Source organism: Mucilaginibacter sp. OK283 (assembly GCF_900110415.1).
In the GTDB taxonomy this organism is placed as follows: Bacteria; Bacteroidota; Bacteroidia; order Sphingobacteriales; family Sphingobacteriaceae; genus Mucilaginibacter.
In genome coordinates, this window is record NZ_FODR01000012.1 from 40913 (window position 1) to 56813 (window position 15901).

The window sequence follows — 15901 nt, forward strand, 5'->3', positions numbered from 1 at the left end:
TAAAGATGAAGAACAGTAAAAAAACTTTATTGCAAAAAGCCTTTATATTAGGTTTTATTGCACTTGCTATAGCATTCCAAGGCTGTAAAAAAAGCTTTCTGAATGTCGATCCTGCCCAAAATACCGCGGCAACACAATTTTTTAAAACACAGGATGACGCCACAAAGGCGGTAAGTGCCATGTATGCCAACATGCATGAGTATAATAACATCGCGTTCCCGCCAATCGCTATCGAAAGCATGGGATCTGACGATGCGGAAAAAGGCAGCAGCGCTACCGATGCTACCTTCATGAACAGCTACCATAACTTTACCGTTACCGCTGGTGAAGGCCAGCTGCAAGGTTTCTGGAAAGGACAATATGCTACCATTAATCTTGCCAACCAGGTGTTAACCAATGTACCAGGTATCACCATGGATGATGCGTTAAAGACAAGATACCTTGCCGAAGCAAAATTCATAAGGGCATATTGCTATTTCAGGCTGGTAAGGGCTTACGGCGATGTGCCATTACGCTTAACCCTACCCAAAAATGCTACCGAGTATAACCTGCCACGCACTCCAAAAGCACAGGTTTGGGCAGCAATTGAAACTGATTTAACTGATGCGGCTACGGCTTTACCGCAAACTTATGGTTCGGCAGATATTGGCCGCATTACCAAAGGTGCAGCATTATCTTTACATGCTAAAGTAGCCTTGTACCTTAAAAAATGGACCGATGTGGTGACCTATACCACACAGGTAATGGGTATGGGCTATTCTTTATACCCTGACTATGAGCAAATGTTCAGGACTACACACAAAAACAACCAGGAGTCTATCTTCGAGATCCAGTGTAACCTTATCCCAAATAACCCCGATGCATCAAACTCGCAATATTCGCAGGTGCAGGGTGTACGCGGTTCAACCGGTGGCGGCTGGGGATTTAACGTACCAACTGCCGACCTGGCAGCAGCTTATGAAACAGGCGACCCACGACGCGATGCAACCATCATTTTCAGGGGCGAAACAACGCCCGAAGGTGATGTGATACCTGCTGATGGCGATAACCCACGGTACAACCAAAAATCATATGTGCCTTTTAGCCTTTATGTATCTGGTTTTAACGAGGGTTGCCAGCAAAATAAAATTGTAATACGCTATGCTGATGTATTGCTGATGAATGCCGAAGCTAATAATGAACTTGGGAATTCGGCTGCCGCGTTAGGCCCACTTGAGCAGGTACGTGCCAGGGCAAGGGGCAGTAATGCCGCTATACTGCCTAAAGTAACTACTACAGATCAGGGTGCTTTGCGCATCGCGATTTACAACGAACGCAGGGTTGAATTTGCGATGGAGTTTGACCGTTATTTTGATGTTATACGCCAGGGGCGTGGTACGGCCGTATTTGGATCGCGCGGCTGGAAAGCCGGCAAAAACGAGGTGTGGCCAATACCGCAAAACGAGATCGACATAAGTGGTGGAGCTTTAACACAAAATCCAGGTTATTAATTTATCAATTCAGCAACGATGAAAACATTTAAAAATACACTTAAAGCTGCGCTCTTAATGGGTGTAGCTGTAAGCTTAACCATAACAGCCTGCCATAAAGGCTTTGATCCAAAATCATACGCGCCATCTAAACCGCTACCTTCATACGGTGGTTACAGCAGCAGTAAGGACATTGAACCGGCCAGCCTGGTTGCCTATTTTCCGTTCACCAATGGCCTGGCCGATAGTGTTTCCGGAACAACCGGGGTAGCAACAGGAACCAGTTTTGCCACCGGATTAAATGGCAAAGGCCTACAGGGCGCCGATAAATCATACGTGCTTTATGATACCCCTGCCGGCATTAAAGCGCTAACCAGTTTTACTACCAGTATTTGGGTAAAAATGCCTCAAAATACTTCGGCAGTGGGTTTAATGGATATCCAGAACAACCAAACAGGCGGTGCGGGGTTCTGGGGCAGCCTGGCCATATTTTTTGATAACGGTGGTTCCGCATCATCGGGGGTGCTTAAAGTGCATGCGTTTAACAAGGCCGGCATGTCAACCGGGGTAGATGGCTGGGAAGGCGGCTATGCCGTTGCCAACCCATGGAACACATGGATAAACGTTACGGTTACTTTTGATGAAACAGTATCAACCATTTACGTTTATTACAACGGAACACAGGTAGGTAAAAACACGGCTGCTGGTTTTGCGCCTATGGATTGGAGCAAAGCCGGTAAAATGGTATTTGGTACATTACAGTTTCAAACCACTCCTTCCCTTACGGCCAATACCGGCGCGCAGGATTGGGCCGGCTATGTTACAGGAACCATGGATAACATCAGGTTTTACAGCAAAGCACTTACTGCCACACAGGTACTGGCTTTGTACAACCTTGAAAAAGCTAAAAGATAATAATACGGGTTGATTGATTTGGGGGTTGCCTTGCCGTTTAAGGCGGGCAACCTTTTTAAAAAAGGCGGGAATGAGGAATATCAAAGATTATTGTTTGGCGTTGGGATTTGTAGTATTGCTTTTTTCCTGTGGTAAAAGTTCAAATAATAAGTCCACACCAGTTACGCCAACTCCTTCGTCGTTTACTTTTAGTGCGCTTAAGGTGAATGGCAAGAGCAGCGGGTTTAGTTATAGCAATATAGATAGCAAACCGGCTATCGCTATTACGTTTTCAACCCCGCTTAGCCGTACCTCTATAGCAACAAGCGTCAGCCTGAACAGCAAATCCGGAACCGTGGCAGCTTTTAGCACCACATATCAAAATGGCGATAGTACTGTAGTGATTACCCCAACGGGCTTATCGCCCATTACCCAATATACGCTTAACGTTACTACCGGTTTAAAATCTGCCAAGAATGGCAGTTTGCAATCGCCCTTATCCGTACAACTGATCACAGCTATTGATAGTACCCCAAAGTTCAGCACCATATCTGACGATCAGCTGCTTGACCTGGTTGAGCGGCAAACCCTGAAATATTTTTATGATTTTGGCCATCCAACCAGCGGGCTGGCACGCGAGCGTAATACATCTGGCGACGTGGTGACCACCGGCGGCTCGGGTTTTGGCATTATGGCAATCATAGCAGGCGTTAGCCGCGGTTTCATAAGCCATGCCGATGGATTGGCCCGGATGCAAAAAATCGTGGGCTTTTTAAATACCAAAGCGCAAAAGTTCCACGGCGCTTTCCCCCACTGGATGAATGGCGCTACCGGCGCTGTTGTACCCTTCAGTGCACAGGATGACGGGGCCGATCTGGTAGAGACATCGTACCTGATGCAGGGCCTCATTACTGCCCGCCAATATTTTAATGCATCCAACACCAACGAAACCCAACTACGCGCAGATATCAATACCTTATGGAATGGCGTAGAATGGGACTGGTTCAGGCAGGGCGATCAAAACGTATTGTACTGGCACTGGAGCCTCGATTTGGGCTGGGCCATCAACATGAAAATTACCGGCTGGAACGAAGCCTTAATAGTTTATGTTTTAGGTGCATCGTCTACAACGCATCCTATCCCCAAAACTGTTTATGACCAGGGCTGGGCAAAAAACGGTGCCATTAAAAACGGCAATACCTTTTACGGTGTTACCCTGCCGCTGGGTCCCGACAGGGGTGGTCCGTTGTTTTTTGCGCAATACTCGTTCATGGGCATCAACCCCAAAGGCTTAAGCGATGCCTATGCCAATTACCAAACGCAAAATGAGGCACATGCCACAATCAATTACAAATACTGTGTGGCCAATCCGTTGGGCAACAACGGCTACAGCGCAGATTGCTGGGGACTAACCGCAAGCGATATTGAAAACGGCTACACGGCAAGTTCGCCCACCAATGATGTTGGTGTTATCGCGCCTACCGCAGCCATTGCATCGCTGCCTTATACGCCAACCCAATCTATGGCGGCGCTAAGGTTTTTTTACTATACCCTGGGCGATAAATTATGGGGCCAGTATGGTTTTTATGATGCGTTTAATTTAACTAACCCATGGTTTGCCAGCTCGTACCTGGCCATTGACCAGGGGCCTATTGTGGTAATGACCGAAAATTACCGCACCGGCCTGCTGTGGAATTTGTTTATGAGTGCGCCCGAAGTAAAAGCGGGCATGAAAAACTTAGGGTTTAGCAGCCCTAACCTTTAACCCTGATTAATACCATTTTACATGAATAAATTTATATTAACCCCTTTATTGTTACTGCTAACCCTGTGCTCCTTCGCTCAAAAACAGGCAAAAAACACCGGCGAAGATGGCATTAAACCTGTAGGCATCATCAAAAACCTAAGCGATAGCGCTTTGCTTGATGTAGTGCAGCGCCAAACATTCCGATATTTTTGGGATTTTGGCCACCCGGTAAGCGGCCTCGCCCGCGAGCGCAGCAATAAATCATTTGATTACGGCGACGAAGTGGTAACCATCGGTGGCTCAGGTTTTGGGGTGATGGCCCTTATTGTGGCCGATAGCCGCAAATGGATAAGCCATGAACAGGCTGTTGACCGTATGGTGAAGATTGTAAACTTCCTGTTTAAGGCCAACTCCTTCCACGGCGCGTTTCCGCATTGGATGAACGGCGAAACCGGCAAAGTGATCCCTTTTGGCCGCAAAGATGACGGCGGCGACATTGTGGAATCGGCTTACCTTTTCCAGGGGCTGATTTGCGCTAAACAATACTTTACTGCCAATACCCCAAAAGAGCAGCGCATCCGCGATGTAATTAGCTGGATGTGGGGCGAAATGGAGTGGGACTGGTATACCCGCAATGGCCGCGATGCCCTTTACTGGCACTGGAGCCCCAATAACGACTGGGCCATGAACTTTGCCATCCATGGCTTTAATGAGTGCCTTATAACGTACGTATTGGCGGCATCGGCACAACGCTACCCTGTTGGTGCGAACGTATACACCCAGGGCTGGGCGCAAAGCGACTTTTTTAAAAACGGAAAAACTTTTTATGGTTATAAGCTGCCTTTGGGTTTTGACTATGGCGGCCCGCTTTTCTTTTCGCAATACTCCTTTATGGGTTTAAATCCTAAAGGTCTAAAAGATCAGTATGCCGATTATTGGGAGCAAAATAAAAACCATACGCTAATAAATTATGCCTACTGCGTAGATAACCCCAAAAAATTCAAAGGCTATGGCCCCGATTGCTGGGGACTTACAGCCAGCGATAATTTTGAAGGCTATAACGCCCACTCGCCAACAAACGATTTGGGGGTGATAACGCCTACAGCTGCGTTATCGGCATTCCCTTACACACCGGAACAATCCATGAAGGCCCTGCGCCATTTTTATTATGACCTGGGCGATAAGATCTGGGGCGAATATGGCTTTACCGACGCCTTCAGCGAACAGCATAACTGGTACGGCAAATCATACCTGGCCATTGACCAGGGCCCTATTGTGGTGATGATTGAAAACTATCGTACCGGCCTGCTCTGGAAACTATTCATGAGCAATCCCGATGTGCAACACGGCTTAACAAAGCTTGGTTTTGAAAGCCCGGCAATAACAAAACACGATTAAAGGATTTTGCAGGATTAACAGGATTTTTAACGTGGTATACTCATAAATTACCTATAACCTGTTACATTTTCAAGTGGGCCGGCCTATCAATCTGAGCCTGCCGAAGACTCGCGTGGAGAGGCCTTTGCCCGCAATGCTTCGACAGGCTACCTATGACATGTTGTAGAATCCCAGACTTACGAAGTTTTGAAAACTTCGTAAGTCTTTCGCCGGTATCTCATTCTCCCTTCAGAATATCGCGAGATTTTACCACTCAGCATAACGGCCATCTTTATAACCTCATTCCCTTTTTATTTGTACCCATGAAAAGGCTGGAAAATTCCAGACTTCCGAAGTTTTTAAATGGCGAAGCCCTCAAACAGGCCAAAACAATAACGGGTTCGCAATCAAAAGCTTTCGGCGGACCAATTTGGCCGGCCATTTTTACAGCTTCATTCCCATTCATCAATCCATGTTAACACCCGGCGTTCGGTATTATATTACCGGCCCTTTACCTTTCATCATTAGCCTTTAGCCTTTTTTCAAAAACACTTTCCAGTTATGGTATTTTTCCATACATTTGCGGGCTAATTGTTGCTCATTGAAATCGCTTAGAACATATTCGATTCCTTTTACGGGATTAAAACTGGGGAAACACCGGTTTGATTTTACTGTTGATGATGCTTTTTTTGACGAATTTGAATATTCGCTGGTTAAAAAGGCTAACTTGCAGTGCGTTGTTGAGCTGGATAAACAGGAGACAATGATTATCCTGAACTTTGACATTAAAGGCACCGTTGATGCAAGCTGCGATAGGTGTTTGGCCCAATATCCGCAAACGTTGGATATTGCCGAACAGCAAATTGCCAAGTTTAGCGAGGAGCCGATTGATGAAGATGACGAAATTATTACCCTTAGCAAAAATGATCATGAGATTAATATTGCCGGGCTGATATATGAATATATTAACGTTGCCATGCCATTTATATCGGTATGTAACGACGAGGGTAACACCTCATATTGCGATAAAGAAATGCTTGACAGGCTAAACAGCCTGGCAGGAAACGAAGAACAAACTGAGGATACAGACCCACGGTGGGATGTACTCAAAAAAATAAATAAATAATAAAATAGCAGGATCATGCCACATCCAAAACGTAAAATATCCAAATCAAGAAGAGATAAGCGCAGAACTCATTACAAAGCTGAAGCTCCAACTTTAACCACTTGCCAAACTACCGGCGCTATCCATTTGCCGCACAGGGCTTATACTGTTGATGGTAACGTTTACTATAACGGTAAAGTACTTATTGAGAAAGCAGCAGTAGCCTAAGTTTATTTTCTGAAAATGAAGATTGGCTTAGATATTATGGGCGGTGATTATGCTCCCAAAGCAACTATTTTAGGAGCAATCGAAGCTTATAAGGCTTTATCTGCCGACCAAAAACTGGTACTTATAGGAGATAAAGACACTGCGGTTACTATTCTTCAGGAAAATAATGTTAGCCCCGATCATTTCGAGTTTGTGCATACAACCGAAGTGATTGGCATGGGCGAACATCCTACCAAAGCAATTGTACAAAAACCAAATTCGAGTATTTCGGTTGGCTTTCAGTTGCTTAAGGAAGATAAAATTCAGGCATTCTCATCGGCAGGAAACACCGGCGCCATGCTGGTAGGTTCTATGTTTAGTGTAAAAACTATTCCGGGCGTTGTGCGCCCCGCCATGACTACCATTGTACCCAAACTTAAAGGAGGTTTGGGTATTTTGTTGGATGTAGGCGCCAATGCCGATTGCAAACCCGAGGTATTGCTTCAATTTGGGGTACTGGGCAGCTTATTTGCCCAATCGGTATATGCTATCGAAAATCCAAGGGTAGCCCTCATGAACATAGGCGAAGAGGAAGAGAAAGGCAATATCCTTTGTCAGGCTACCTATCCTTTAATGAAGGAAACCAAGCTGTTTAATTTTGTTGGTAATGTTGAAGGCCGCGACCTGTTTAGCGAAGGGGCCGATGTTTTTGTGTGCGATGGTTTTACAGGTAATGTAATATTAAAGCTTGCCGAGACGTTTTATGTTATTACCCGTAAAAAGCAGTTTAAGGACGAGTTTTTTGATAGGTTTAACTATGAGCAATATGGCGGCAGCCCCATTTTGGGTGTAAATGCCCCGGTTGTTGTTGGCCACGGTATTTCAAGCCCCGAGGCCATAAAAAACATGGTGCTGTTATCAAAAAACATGGTTGAGAGCGGCCTGGTTGATAAAATTAAACAAGCTTTTCAGTAAAAATATAAAGATGAGTAAAATTCATGCCGCTATTACTGCTGTACATGGTTACGTACCCGACTATGTATTAACCAACCAGGAACTGGAAACATTGGTTGATACAAATGACGAGTGGATTGTAAGCCGTACCGGCATTAAAGAGCGCCGTATATTAAAAGGCGAAGGTTTGGGTACATCTGATATGGCCGTTCCGGCGGTACAGGCGCTGCTAAAAAAACGCGGCATAGGTGCCGAGGAACTCGACCTGATCATTTTTTGTACTACTACACCTGACTATGTTTTCCCGGCTACGGCAAATATTTTAGCTAATAAAATAGGCGCAAAAAATGCCTGGGGATATGATCTTTCTGCCGCTTGCTCGGGTTTTATTTTTGGCCTGGCTACCGGCTCACAGTTTATCGAAAGTGGTAAACACAAAAAGGTATTGGTGGTTGGTGGCGATAAAATGTCGTCGATAACCAATTATCAGGACCGTGCTACCTGTATTATTTTTGGCGATGGCTGCGGCGCCGTATTGCTTGAGCCAAACGATGAAGGTAACGGTATCATGGATTCTATATTAAAAAGTGATGGCTCGGGGGTTACCTACCTGCACCAAAAGGCAGGCGGATCTGTAAAGCCCGCATCGCATGAAACAGTTGACGCCCGCGAGCATTTTGCATACCAGGAAGGGCAGGCTGTTTTTAAATTTGCTGTTACCAATATGGCCGATGTAGCCCACGAGGTAATGGAACGCAATGGCCTTACCGGCGAGGACGTTGCCTGGCTTGTACCACACCAGGCCAACAAGCGTATTATCGACGCTACCGCAAGACGCACAGGCTTAAGCGATGATAAAGTGATTATTAACATTGAACGTTACGGCAATACAACAAACGGCACCATCCCACTATGCTTATGGGAATGGGAAAGTAAATTTAAAAAAGGTGATACCCTGATATTGGCAGCCTTCGGCGGCGGCTTTACATGGGGTAGCATTTATTTAAGATGGGCGTATTAGATTTGCAGATGAAAGAAATGTGCAGATATGCAGATTTCAGATGTGCAGATGAAAAAACGAATTGCCGGTTTTAACGGTGTAGGCGACGAAATAGCAAGTCGAAAAAATTAAAACATCTATCTGATAATAAACGTTAATTTTACCATAAGATAAATAATAGTAAATAAGAATCTGCACATCTTGAATTTGCATATCTGCACATCAAAACCGCATATTTGCACATCTGAAATCTGCACATTTGTATAACTTTAGATATAAAATTTGTCCCCAACCAATTAATCCCAACTATGGATATTAAACAAATTCAGGACCTTATTCGCTTTGTGTCGAAATCTGGCGTAAACGAAGTGTCAATTGAGCAAAAGGATTTTAAGATTACGATAAAAACCAACGAAACACAGCCGCAGGTTATTCATGCCAGCATACCGGCGCAAACAGCCCCTGCTGCATTGCCGCCCGCACCGGTTGCAATTGAACCCGTTGCCCCGGCAGCACCGCCTGCAGGCCCGGATACATCGAAGTATCTGACAATCAAATCGCCAATGATTGGTACTTTTTACCGTTCATCAAGCCCCGATAAGCCATTATTTGTAAACGTTGGCGACGAAATTAAAACCGGCAGCGTGGTTTGTATCATTGAAGCCATGAAGCTTTTCAACGAAATCGAGTCAGAAATATCTGGCCGTATTGTTAAAGTACTTGTTGATAACGCATCACCTGTAGAGTACGACCAACCTTTATTTTTAGTAGAACCTATATAACGATGTGCAGATGTGCGGATTCCAGATGTGCAGATGATTTTTAATTCATTTGCACATTTGTAGTTTACACAACTTAACATCAATCATTAATATTTTTCATCTGCATATTTGCACATTTGTAATTTGCACATCAAAGAAACCATGTTTAAAAAAATATTAATAGCTAACCGGGGCGAGATCGCCCTGCGAATTATCCGTACCTGTAAAGAGATGGGTATTAAAACCATAGCTGTATATTCAACTGCCGACCGCGATAGCCTTCACGTACGTTTTGCTGATGAAGCCGTTTGCATAGGCCCGCCACCAAGCCGCGATTCGTATTTAAATATCCCAAACATTATTTCGGCTGCCGAGCTAACCAATGCCGATGCGATACATCCTGGCTATGGTTTCCTTTCGGAAAACGCCAAGTTTTCAGCCATCTGCGCCGAATATGGCATCAAATTTATTGGTGCCACAGCCGATCAGATCAATTCCATGGGCGATAAAGCTTCGGCTAAAGAAACCATGAAAAAGGCTGGCGTACCTATTGTGCCGGGCTCTGACGGTTTGTTAACAGATATTAAATCGGGTATTGCGATAGCTAATAAAATAGGCTACCCTGTAATATTAAAAGCAACTGCCGGTGGCGGTGGCCGCGGTATGCGCATTGTTTGGAAAGACGAGGAATTTGAAAATGCCTGGGATTCGGCCCGTGCCGAGTCGGGTGCTGCTTTTGGTAACGATGGCTTATACCTTGAAAAATATGTTCAGGACCCACGCCATATCGAAATACAGGTAGTAGGCGACCAGTATGGCAAAGTTTGCCACCTGTCTGAACGCGATTGCTCAATCCAACGCCGTCACCAGAAACTGGTTGAAGAATCGCCCTCGCCTTTCATGACCGAGAAACTGCGTAAAAAAATGGGCGAGGCCGCTATAAAAGGAGCCAAAGCCGTTAAATATGAAGGTGCAGGTACCGTAGAGTTTTTGGTTGATAAAGACCGCAACTTTTACTTTATGGAGATGAATACCCGCATACAGGTAGAGCACCCGGTTACCGAAGAGGTAATTAACTTTGATTTGATTAAAGAGCAAATTAAGGTTGCTGCGGGGATCCCGATTTCAGGTAAAAATTACGAGCCAACCATGCATGCCATTGAGTGCCGTATCAACGCCGAAGATCCTTACAATAACTTCCGCCCGTCACCGGGCAAAATCACCAACTTTCACTCGCCAGGCGGTCATGGTGTGCGTATAGATACTCATGTATACACCGGTTATGTTATCCCGCCAAACTACGATTCGATGATTGCCAAAGTAATTTGTTGCGCCCAAACCCGCGACGAAGCTTTGAGTACCATGGAACGTGCCCTAAGCGAGTTTGTGATTGAAGGGGTAAAAACAACCATCCCGTTCCATTTAAAATTGTTAAAAGATCCAAATTTCAGGGCCGGTAATTTTACCACCAAGTTTATGGAAACGTTTGAAATGTAAATTAAATTCAAACTATCTTCATTCAATAAAACGTACTTAGCACAATAGCGTTTATACAGCGGTATTTAACATACAATGAGCGACAATAAATTAATTAAAGCCATAAAAGATAAAGGTAAAACGATGGAGGCCGAAATGTCCTTCTTCGACCACCTGGAAGCTTTAAGATGGCATTTGATACGATCGGCTTTAGCCATTGTAGTAATTACCAGCGTTGTGTTTTATTTTTACGATTGGATTTTTGACACCATTATCATGGGGCCAAGCAAACCAACCTTCTGGACATACCGGATGCTTTGCGCATTAGGCGACCTTTTGCACCGCCCGGGTTTTTGCATCGATAAAATAAATATCCAATTAATAAATACAGAGATGGCCGGGCAGTTTACCCTGCAAATCAACTCGTCATTAATTATTGGCCTTACGCTGGGTTTTCCGTACTTATTGTTTGAAGTATGGCGTTTTGTCCGCCCGGCCTTGCATGAGAAGGAACGTAAAGCTGCATCGGGTTTTGTGTTTTATGCAACAGCTTTATTCATCATTGGTGTATTATTTGGCTACTACGTTATTACGCCCGAGTCGATTAACTTTCTTTCGGGCTATACGGTAAGTGCAACTATCAAGAATTTATTTGATATCGATTCGTACCTATCGTCTGTATCCACCTTAACTTTGGCAACAGGTATTGTGTTTGAGCTGCCAATTTTGGTATACATCCTGTCAAACCTGGGTATCCTGACTGCTAAGTTTATGCGCGAAACCAGGCGCTATGCTATAGTTATCATCATGGTTATTGCGGCCATAGTTACGCCAACACCGGATATGATGACTATGACCGTGGTAAGTATCCCATTGTTTGCTTTGTACGAAGTTGGCATCCTGGTATCAGCAGTAGTTGAAAAACGGAAACTAAAACGCGCACAGGAAGACGGATTAGCTTAGATTAAGGCCGGATGTGCAGATTTCAGATGTGCAGATGAGCGAATTATTTGAGGATTTGAAAATGATTTTGACTGAACTCTGATTAAACAGATTAGTCAGGGTTATCGGATTTTGATTTTCTTGCGTTTCTGTAATCGAGGTAATCCATTAATCTGATGAATCCCGGTTCAGATAAAAACTTTATGAAAGCCCTGTCGTTTATGAACGGCGGGGCTTTGTTTATTCAGGAGCATTTTGCACATTTGAATAATCATCCTCAAAAACATTTGCAGTTCATCATCTGCACATCTGAAATCTGAAATTTGCACATCCAAAAGTATGACCAACCTCCCACCATTAGCCGAACGGATGCGCCCAAAATCGCTTGATGATTATGTGGGGCAGAAACACCTGGTTGGGCCGGGGGCGGTGTTGCGTAAAGCCATCGAATCGGGGGCATTGCCGTCCATGTTGTTTTGGGGGCCGCCAGGGGTAGGTAAAACTACTTTGGCTTATATCATATCACAATCCTTAAATCGCCCTTTTTTTGCGCTCAGTGCCATTAACTCGGGAGTGAAGGATGTTCGGGAGGTTATTGAAAAAGCATCCTTGCTAAAGCAAGGCGGTCAAACGCTGCCGATATTGTTTATTGACGAGATTCACCGCTTTTCCAAATCACAGCAGGACTCATTGCTGGGCGCTGTTGAGCGAGGTATAGTTACGCTTATTGGCGCCACTACCGAGAATCCATCCTTCGAGGTTATCTCGGCTTTGCTGTCACGATGCCAGGTTTATATCTTACAGCCCCTTGCCGAAGAAGATTTACTAAACCTGCTGGAGAAATCGATGAAGGAAGATGTGGTATTGAAAGAAAAGCACATTACCATACAAGATCACGAGGCTATTATGCGCCTGTCTGGCGGCGACGCGCGCAAACTGCTCAATATTTTCGAACTGCTGGTAAACGCTTTTGACAGTCCTGATATAGTTTTAACCGACGAGATTGTGCTGGAGCATGTACAGCAAAATATGGCCCTATATGATAAAACCGGCGAGCAGCATTATGATATCATTTCGGCCTTTATTAAATCCATGCGCGGCAGTGACCCTAACGGTGCAGTGTACTGGCTGGCACGAATGATTGCAGGAGGGGAAGATCCTTTGTTCATCGCCCGCCGTATGCTCATCCTTTCATCAGAGGATATTGGCAATGCCAACCCTAATGCCCTGTTATTGGCCCAAAGCTGTTTTGAAGCGGTGAACAAAATAGGCATGCCCGAATCGCAGCTGATATTATCACAAACGGCAATTTACCTGGCCACATCGCCTAAAAGCAATTCGGCCACAACAGCTATAGGGACGGCCATGGCATTGGTAAAGCAAACAGGCGATTTGCCCGTACCCCTGCACCTGCGTAACGCACCCACCAAATTCATGAAAAACATTGGCTATGGTAAAGATTATAAATATGCTCACAGTTACGAAGGCAATTTTACCGACCTTGATTTTTTACCCGATGCCATCCGGGGTACAAAAATTTATGAGCCGGGTAACAACGCCCGCGAAAACGAATCAAAAGAAAAGTTGAAAAAACTTTGGGGCGATAGGTATAAGTATTAGTTTTTAGTCTTAAGTTGTCAGTCTTGAGTCTTAAGAATGAATGCTGTATATTTCCGACTTAAGTATTATAACTCACAACTTATAACGCACAACATGGTATCTACTTTTATCGGTCATGAATTAAAAGCTTTCTGGCGATCAAAAAATACGGGGAAAAGTATTGCCATCCGGGTGGTAATGGGGCTTTTAATCCTTTACCTGTTTTTGAACGTGCTTGTAGTGGGCATACTTTTAGATAAGATGCTGGAAGGCATGTTCCCGGATGAAGATCTTGTTAAAGCCTTCTGCGGCATCATTCTTATTTACTTCCTGTTTGATTTGCTCATGCGGCTGCAATTGCAGGAGTTGCCCACTCTACGCGTGCAGCCTTATTTACACCTGCCGATAAAGAGGAACGCGCTGGTGCGCTACCTGGCCTTAACCGCGGCTTTGTCAGTTTTTAATTTATGGCCTTTTGTGCTGTTTTTACCTTTTGTATTTAAAGTAGTAGGCCCAGATTCGGGTGCATTGGTAAGCTTTGCCTTTGTTGTTGCCATTGCCGGGCTTACCGTGTTTAACAACTACCTTGCGCTGTACATCAAGCGGAAATCGAACCTTAACGGCTGGGTGTTTTTGATTGCCGCCGCCGTTTTAATATTGATAATTACCTGCGATTTCAGGTGGCATCTGTTCTCTACCAGGGATATCTCCTATGCCTTCTTCGGTCACCTGATTACCATGCCGGTACTGGCTTTGCTGCCTTTTGTGCTGGCCGTAGTGATGTATTATTTAAACTTCCACTATCTTAAACAAAATCTTTACCTGGAAGAACTAACCGCTCACAAAAAGGTATCATACAAAAGCAGTACCGATATTCCGTTCCTTTCGCGCTTTGGCCGGGTTGGGGATTTGGCTGCCAACGAAATAAAGCTTATCCTCCGCAACAAACGCCCACGGTCGGCCCTTATCATGGGCTTGTTTTTTATGTTTTACGGGCTCATTTTTTACACCAACAAACATTATGGCGAAAACTGGTACTTGTTTGTCGGCATGTTTATGACGGGTATTTTTATCATTAATTATGGCCAGTTTATGTTTAGCTGGCAGGCATCGCATTTTGATGGTATATTGGTGAGCAAAATTAACTTTACCGATTTTTTGAAGGCCAAGTATTTACTTTTTACCCTGGTATCAACCGTGGCTTTTTTTCTGACGACGCCGTACGTTTACTTCGGGTGGACTATATTACTGGTGCATTTTGTGATGTATTTGTGGAACATTGGTGTTAACACAACCATCGTATTGTTTTTTGCTAACCGTAACGCCAAGCGAATTGATTTGTCAAAAGGTGCCTCGTTTAACTGGGAAGGGGTTGGGGCTACCCAGATGTTGTTATCGTTCCCGCTCATTTTAACGCCCTATATTATTTATCTGCCCTTTGCGCTGTTTAAACACGCCAACGTGGGCCTGGCTGTGTTGGGTACTATAGGCGCGATATTCATTTTAACCCGCAACTTCTGGATCAAAAAACTGGAAGAGGATTTTGTACAAAAAAGGTATACCATAGCCGAAGGCTTCAGAAATAAATAACCATGATTGAAATAAAAAACCTGAAAAAAATATATAACGGTGTAACCGTAGTTGACGTACCGCACCTGGTAATTAGCAAAGGCGAAAGTGTTGGCCTGGTAGGTAATAACGGCGCCGGCAAAACCACGCTGTTCCGGGTGATACTGGATCTCATCCGGCCCGAAACCGGCGAAGTATTATCTAACGGGGAAGTTGTAGCCGGGCATGAAAACTGGAAAAACTACACCGCATCATATCTTGATGAAGGCTTCCTGATAGATTATCTTACGCCCGAGGAATACCTGTATTTTATAGGTGGTTTGCACCAACAAAGCAAAGCCACTGTTGATGAAACCCTACTAAACCTATCTGATTTTTTTAACGGCGAGATTCTCAAAAAAGGCAAGTACATCCGCGATTTATCCAAAGGCAACCAATGTAAAGTAGGTGTTGCATCCTGCGTGCTGCAAAACCCGCAATTACTTATGTTGGACGAACCTTTTGCCAACATCGACCCCAGCACACAATTCCGGCTAAAAAATATGCTGAAGGAGCTAAATAAGGCTCACCGTATAACCAATATCGTATCCAGCCATGATCTTAACCACATCACCGATATATGCGACCGTATCCTGCTGATGGAAAAAGGTGTGATTATTAAAGATATTGCCACCAACTCATCAACGTTAAAAGAGCTGGAAGACTATTTTGGAGTTGGGGTGACTGAAGATGCGGCAATTTCGGTTATCGATAAGATTGATGAGGAGGAGAATCATTAGCGTAAACATTATCGCCACACAC

Annotated in this window: 15 protein-coding genes; all 15 read left to right on the forward strand. The window is 44.5% G+C overall.

Annotated elements, in window-relative coordinates; all coding sequences use genetic code 11:
• The first annotated feature begins 5 nt into the window (after positions 1 to 5).
• A complete protein-coding gene (locus tag BMX56_RS23195) occupies positions 6 to 1490 on the forward strand; it encodes a RagB/SusD family nutrient uptake outer membrane protein (protein ID WP_090652085.1) in 1485 nt (494 codons plus the stop codon).
• A gap of 18 nt (positions 1491 to 1508) precedes the next feature.
• Positions 1509 to 2384 carry a LamG-like jellyroll fold domain-containing protein gene (locus BMX56_RS23200; RefSeq protein WP_090652086.1) on the forward strand — a complete coding sequence of 292 codons (876 nt, stop codon included), beginning with the start codon at positions 1509 to 1511 and terminating at the stop codon, positions 2382 to 2384.
• A gap of 70 nt (positions 2385 to 2454) precedes the next feature.
• Positions 2455 to 4128: a glucoamylase family protein gene (locus tag BMX56_RS23205; protein WP_090652087.1), complete on the forward strand. Its 1674-nt coding sequence runs from the start codon at positions 2455 to 2457 to the stop codon at positions 4126 to 4128.
• A gap of 21 nt (positions 4129 to 4149) precedes the next feature.
• Positions 4150 to 5508, forward strand: a complete 1359-nt coding sequence (locus BMX56_RS23210) for a glucoamylase family protein (RefSeq protein ID WP_090652088.1) — start codon at positions 4150 to 4152, stop codon at positions 5506 to 5508.
• A gap of 580 nt (positions 5509 to 6088) precedes the next feature.
• Positions 6089 to 6613, forward strand: coding sequence for a YceD family protein (locus tag BMX56_RS23215; RefSeq protein ID WP_090652089.1), 525 nt, complete (start codon positions 6089 to 6091; stop codon positions 6611 to 6613).
• A 15-nt stretch (positions 6614 to 6628) separates the two neighbouring features.
• Positions 6629 to 6820, forward strand: a complete 192-nt coding sequence (gene rpmF / locus BMX56_RS23220) for a 50S ribosomal protein L32 (protein ID WP_090652090.1) — start codon at positions 6629 to 6631, stop codon at positions 6818 to 6820.
• A 15-nt stretch (positions 6821 to 6835) separates the two neighbouring features.
• The gene (gene plsX / locus BMX56_RS23225) at positions 6836 to 7774 is read left to right on the forward strand and encodes a phosphate acyltransferase PlsX (RefSeq protein ID WP_090652091.1); all 939 of its coding nucleotides are present in this window, start codon (positions 6836 to 6838) and stop codon (positions 7772 to 7774) included.
• A 10-nt stretch (positions 7775 to 7784) separates the two neighbouring features.
• Positions 7785 to 8774 (forward strand): beta-ketoacyl-ACP synthase III, encoded by a 990-nt coding sequence (locus BMX56_RS23230; protein WP_090652245.1) that lies wholly within the window; start codon positions 7785 to 7787, stop codon positions 8772 to 8774.
• A 287-nt stretch (positions 8775 to 9061) separates the two neighbouring features.
• A complete protein-coding gene (gene accB / locus BMX56_RS23235; RefSeq protein ID WP_090652092.1) occupies positions 9062 to 9535 on the forward strand; it encodes an acetyl-CoA carboxylase biotin carboxyl carrier protein in 474 nt (157 codons plus the stop codon).
• Positions 9536 to 9676: 141 nt separating this feature from the next.
• Positions 9677 to 11011 (forward strand): acetyl-CoA carboxylase biotin carboxylase subunit, encoded by a 1335-nt coding sequence (gene accC, locus BMX56_RS23240; RefSeq protein WP_090652093.1) that lies wholly within the window; start codon positions 9677 to 9679, stop codon positions 11009 to 11011.
• A gap of 75 nt (positions 11012 to 11086) precedes the next feature.
• Positions 11087 to 11953 (forward strand): twin-arginine translocase subunit TatC, encoded by an 867-nt coding sequence (gene tatC / locus BMX56_RS23245; protein ID WP_090652094.1) that lies wholly within the window; start codon positions 11087 to 11089, stop codon positions 11951 to 11953.
• A gap of 155 nt (positions 11954 to 12108) precedes the next feature.
• Complete coding sequence (locus BMX56_RS30250; protein WP_177183894.1) at positions 12109 to 12252, forward strand: hypothetical protein; 144 nt, start codon at positions 12109 to 12111, stop codon at positions 12250 to 12252.
• A 19-nt stretch (positions 12253 to 12271) separates the two neighbouring features.
• Complete coding sequence (locus tag BMX56_RS23250) at positions 12272 to 13552, forward strand: replication-associated recombination protein A (RefSeq protein WP_090652095.1); 1281 nt, start codon at positions 12272 to 12274, stop codon at positions 13550 to 13552.
• Between the two features lie 93 nt (positions 13553 to 13645).
• Entirely contained in the window at positions 13646 to 15121 is a 1476-nt protein-coding gene (locus BMX56_RS23255; RefSeq protein WP_090652096.1) for a DUF5687 family protein, read from the forward strand.
• A 2-nt stretch (positions 15122 to 15123) separates the two neighbouring features.
• On the forward strand, positions 15124 to 15879 hold the full coding sequence (locus BMX56_RS23260) for an ABC transporter ATP-binding protein (RefSeq protein ID WP_090652097.1): 756 nt from the start codon (positions 15124 to 15126) through the stop codon (positions 15877 to 15879).
• The last annotated feature ends 22 nt before the right edge of the window (positions 15880 to 15901 follow it).

What these genes read in the sequence shown, in the direction of transcription:
- BMX56_RS23195 (WP_090652085.1), top strand. Translation starts at nt 6, where the DNA reads ATGAAGAACAGTAAAAAAACTTTATTGCAAAAAGCCTTTATATTAGGT.
- BMX56_RS23200 (WP_090652086.1), top strand. Translation starts at nt 1,509, where the DNA reads ATGAAAACATTTAAAAATACACTTAAAGCTGCGCTCTTAATGGGTGTA.
- BMX56_RS23205 (WP_090652087.1), top strand. Translation starts at nt 2,455, where the DNA reads ATGAGGAATATCAAAGATTATTGTTTGGCGTTGGGATTTGTAGTATTG.
- BMX56_RS23210 (WP_090652088.1), top strand. Translation starts at nt 4,150, where the DNA reads ATGAATAAATTTATATTAACCCCTTTATTGTTACTGCTAACCCTGTGC.
- rpmF (WP_090652090.1), top strand. Translation starts at nt 6,629, where the DNA reads ATGCCACATCCAAAACGTAAAATATCCAAATCAAGAAGAGATAAGCGC.
- plsX (WP_090652091.1), top strand. Translation starts at nt 6,836, where the DNA reads ATGAAGATTGGCTTAGATATTATGGGCGGTGATTATGCTCCCAAAGCA.
- BMX56_RS23230 (WP_090652245.1), top strand. Translation starts at nt 7,785, where the DNA reads ATGAGTAAAATTCATGCCGCTATTACTGCTGTACATGGTTACGTACCC.
- accB (WP_090652092.1), top strand. Translation starts at nt 9,062, where the DNA reads ATGGATATTAAACAAATTCAGGACCTTATTCGCTTTGTGTCGAAATCT.
- accC (WP_090652093.1), top strand. Translation starts at nt 9,677, where the DNA reads ATGTTTAAAAAAATATTAATAGCTAACCGGGGCGAGATCGCCCTGCGA.
- tatC (WP_090652094.1), top strand. Translation starts at nt 11,087, where the DNA reads ATGAGCGACAATAAATTAATTAAAGCCATAAAAGATAAAGGTAAAACG.
- BMX56_RS30250 (WP_177183894.1), top strand. Translation starts at nt 12,109, where the DNA reads ATGAATCCCGGTTCAGATAAAAACTTTATGAAAGCCCTGTCGTTTATG.
- BMX56_RS23250 (WP_090652095.1), top strand. Translation starts at nt 12,272, where the DNA reads ATGACCAACCTCCCACCATTAGCCGAACGGATGCGCCCAAAATCGCTT.
- BMX56_RS23255 (WP_090652096.1), top strand. Translation starts at nt 13,646, where the DNA reads ATGGTATCTACTTTTATCGGTCATGAATTAAAAGCTTTCTGGCGATCA.
- BMX56_RS23260 (WP_090652097.1), top strand. Translation starts at nt 15,124, where the DNA reads ATGATTGAAATAAAAAACCTGAAAAAAATATATAACGGTGTAACCGTA.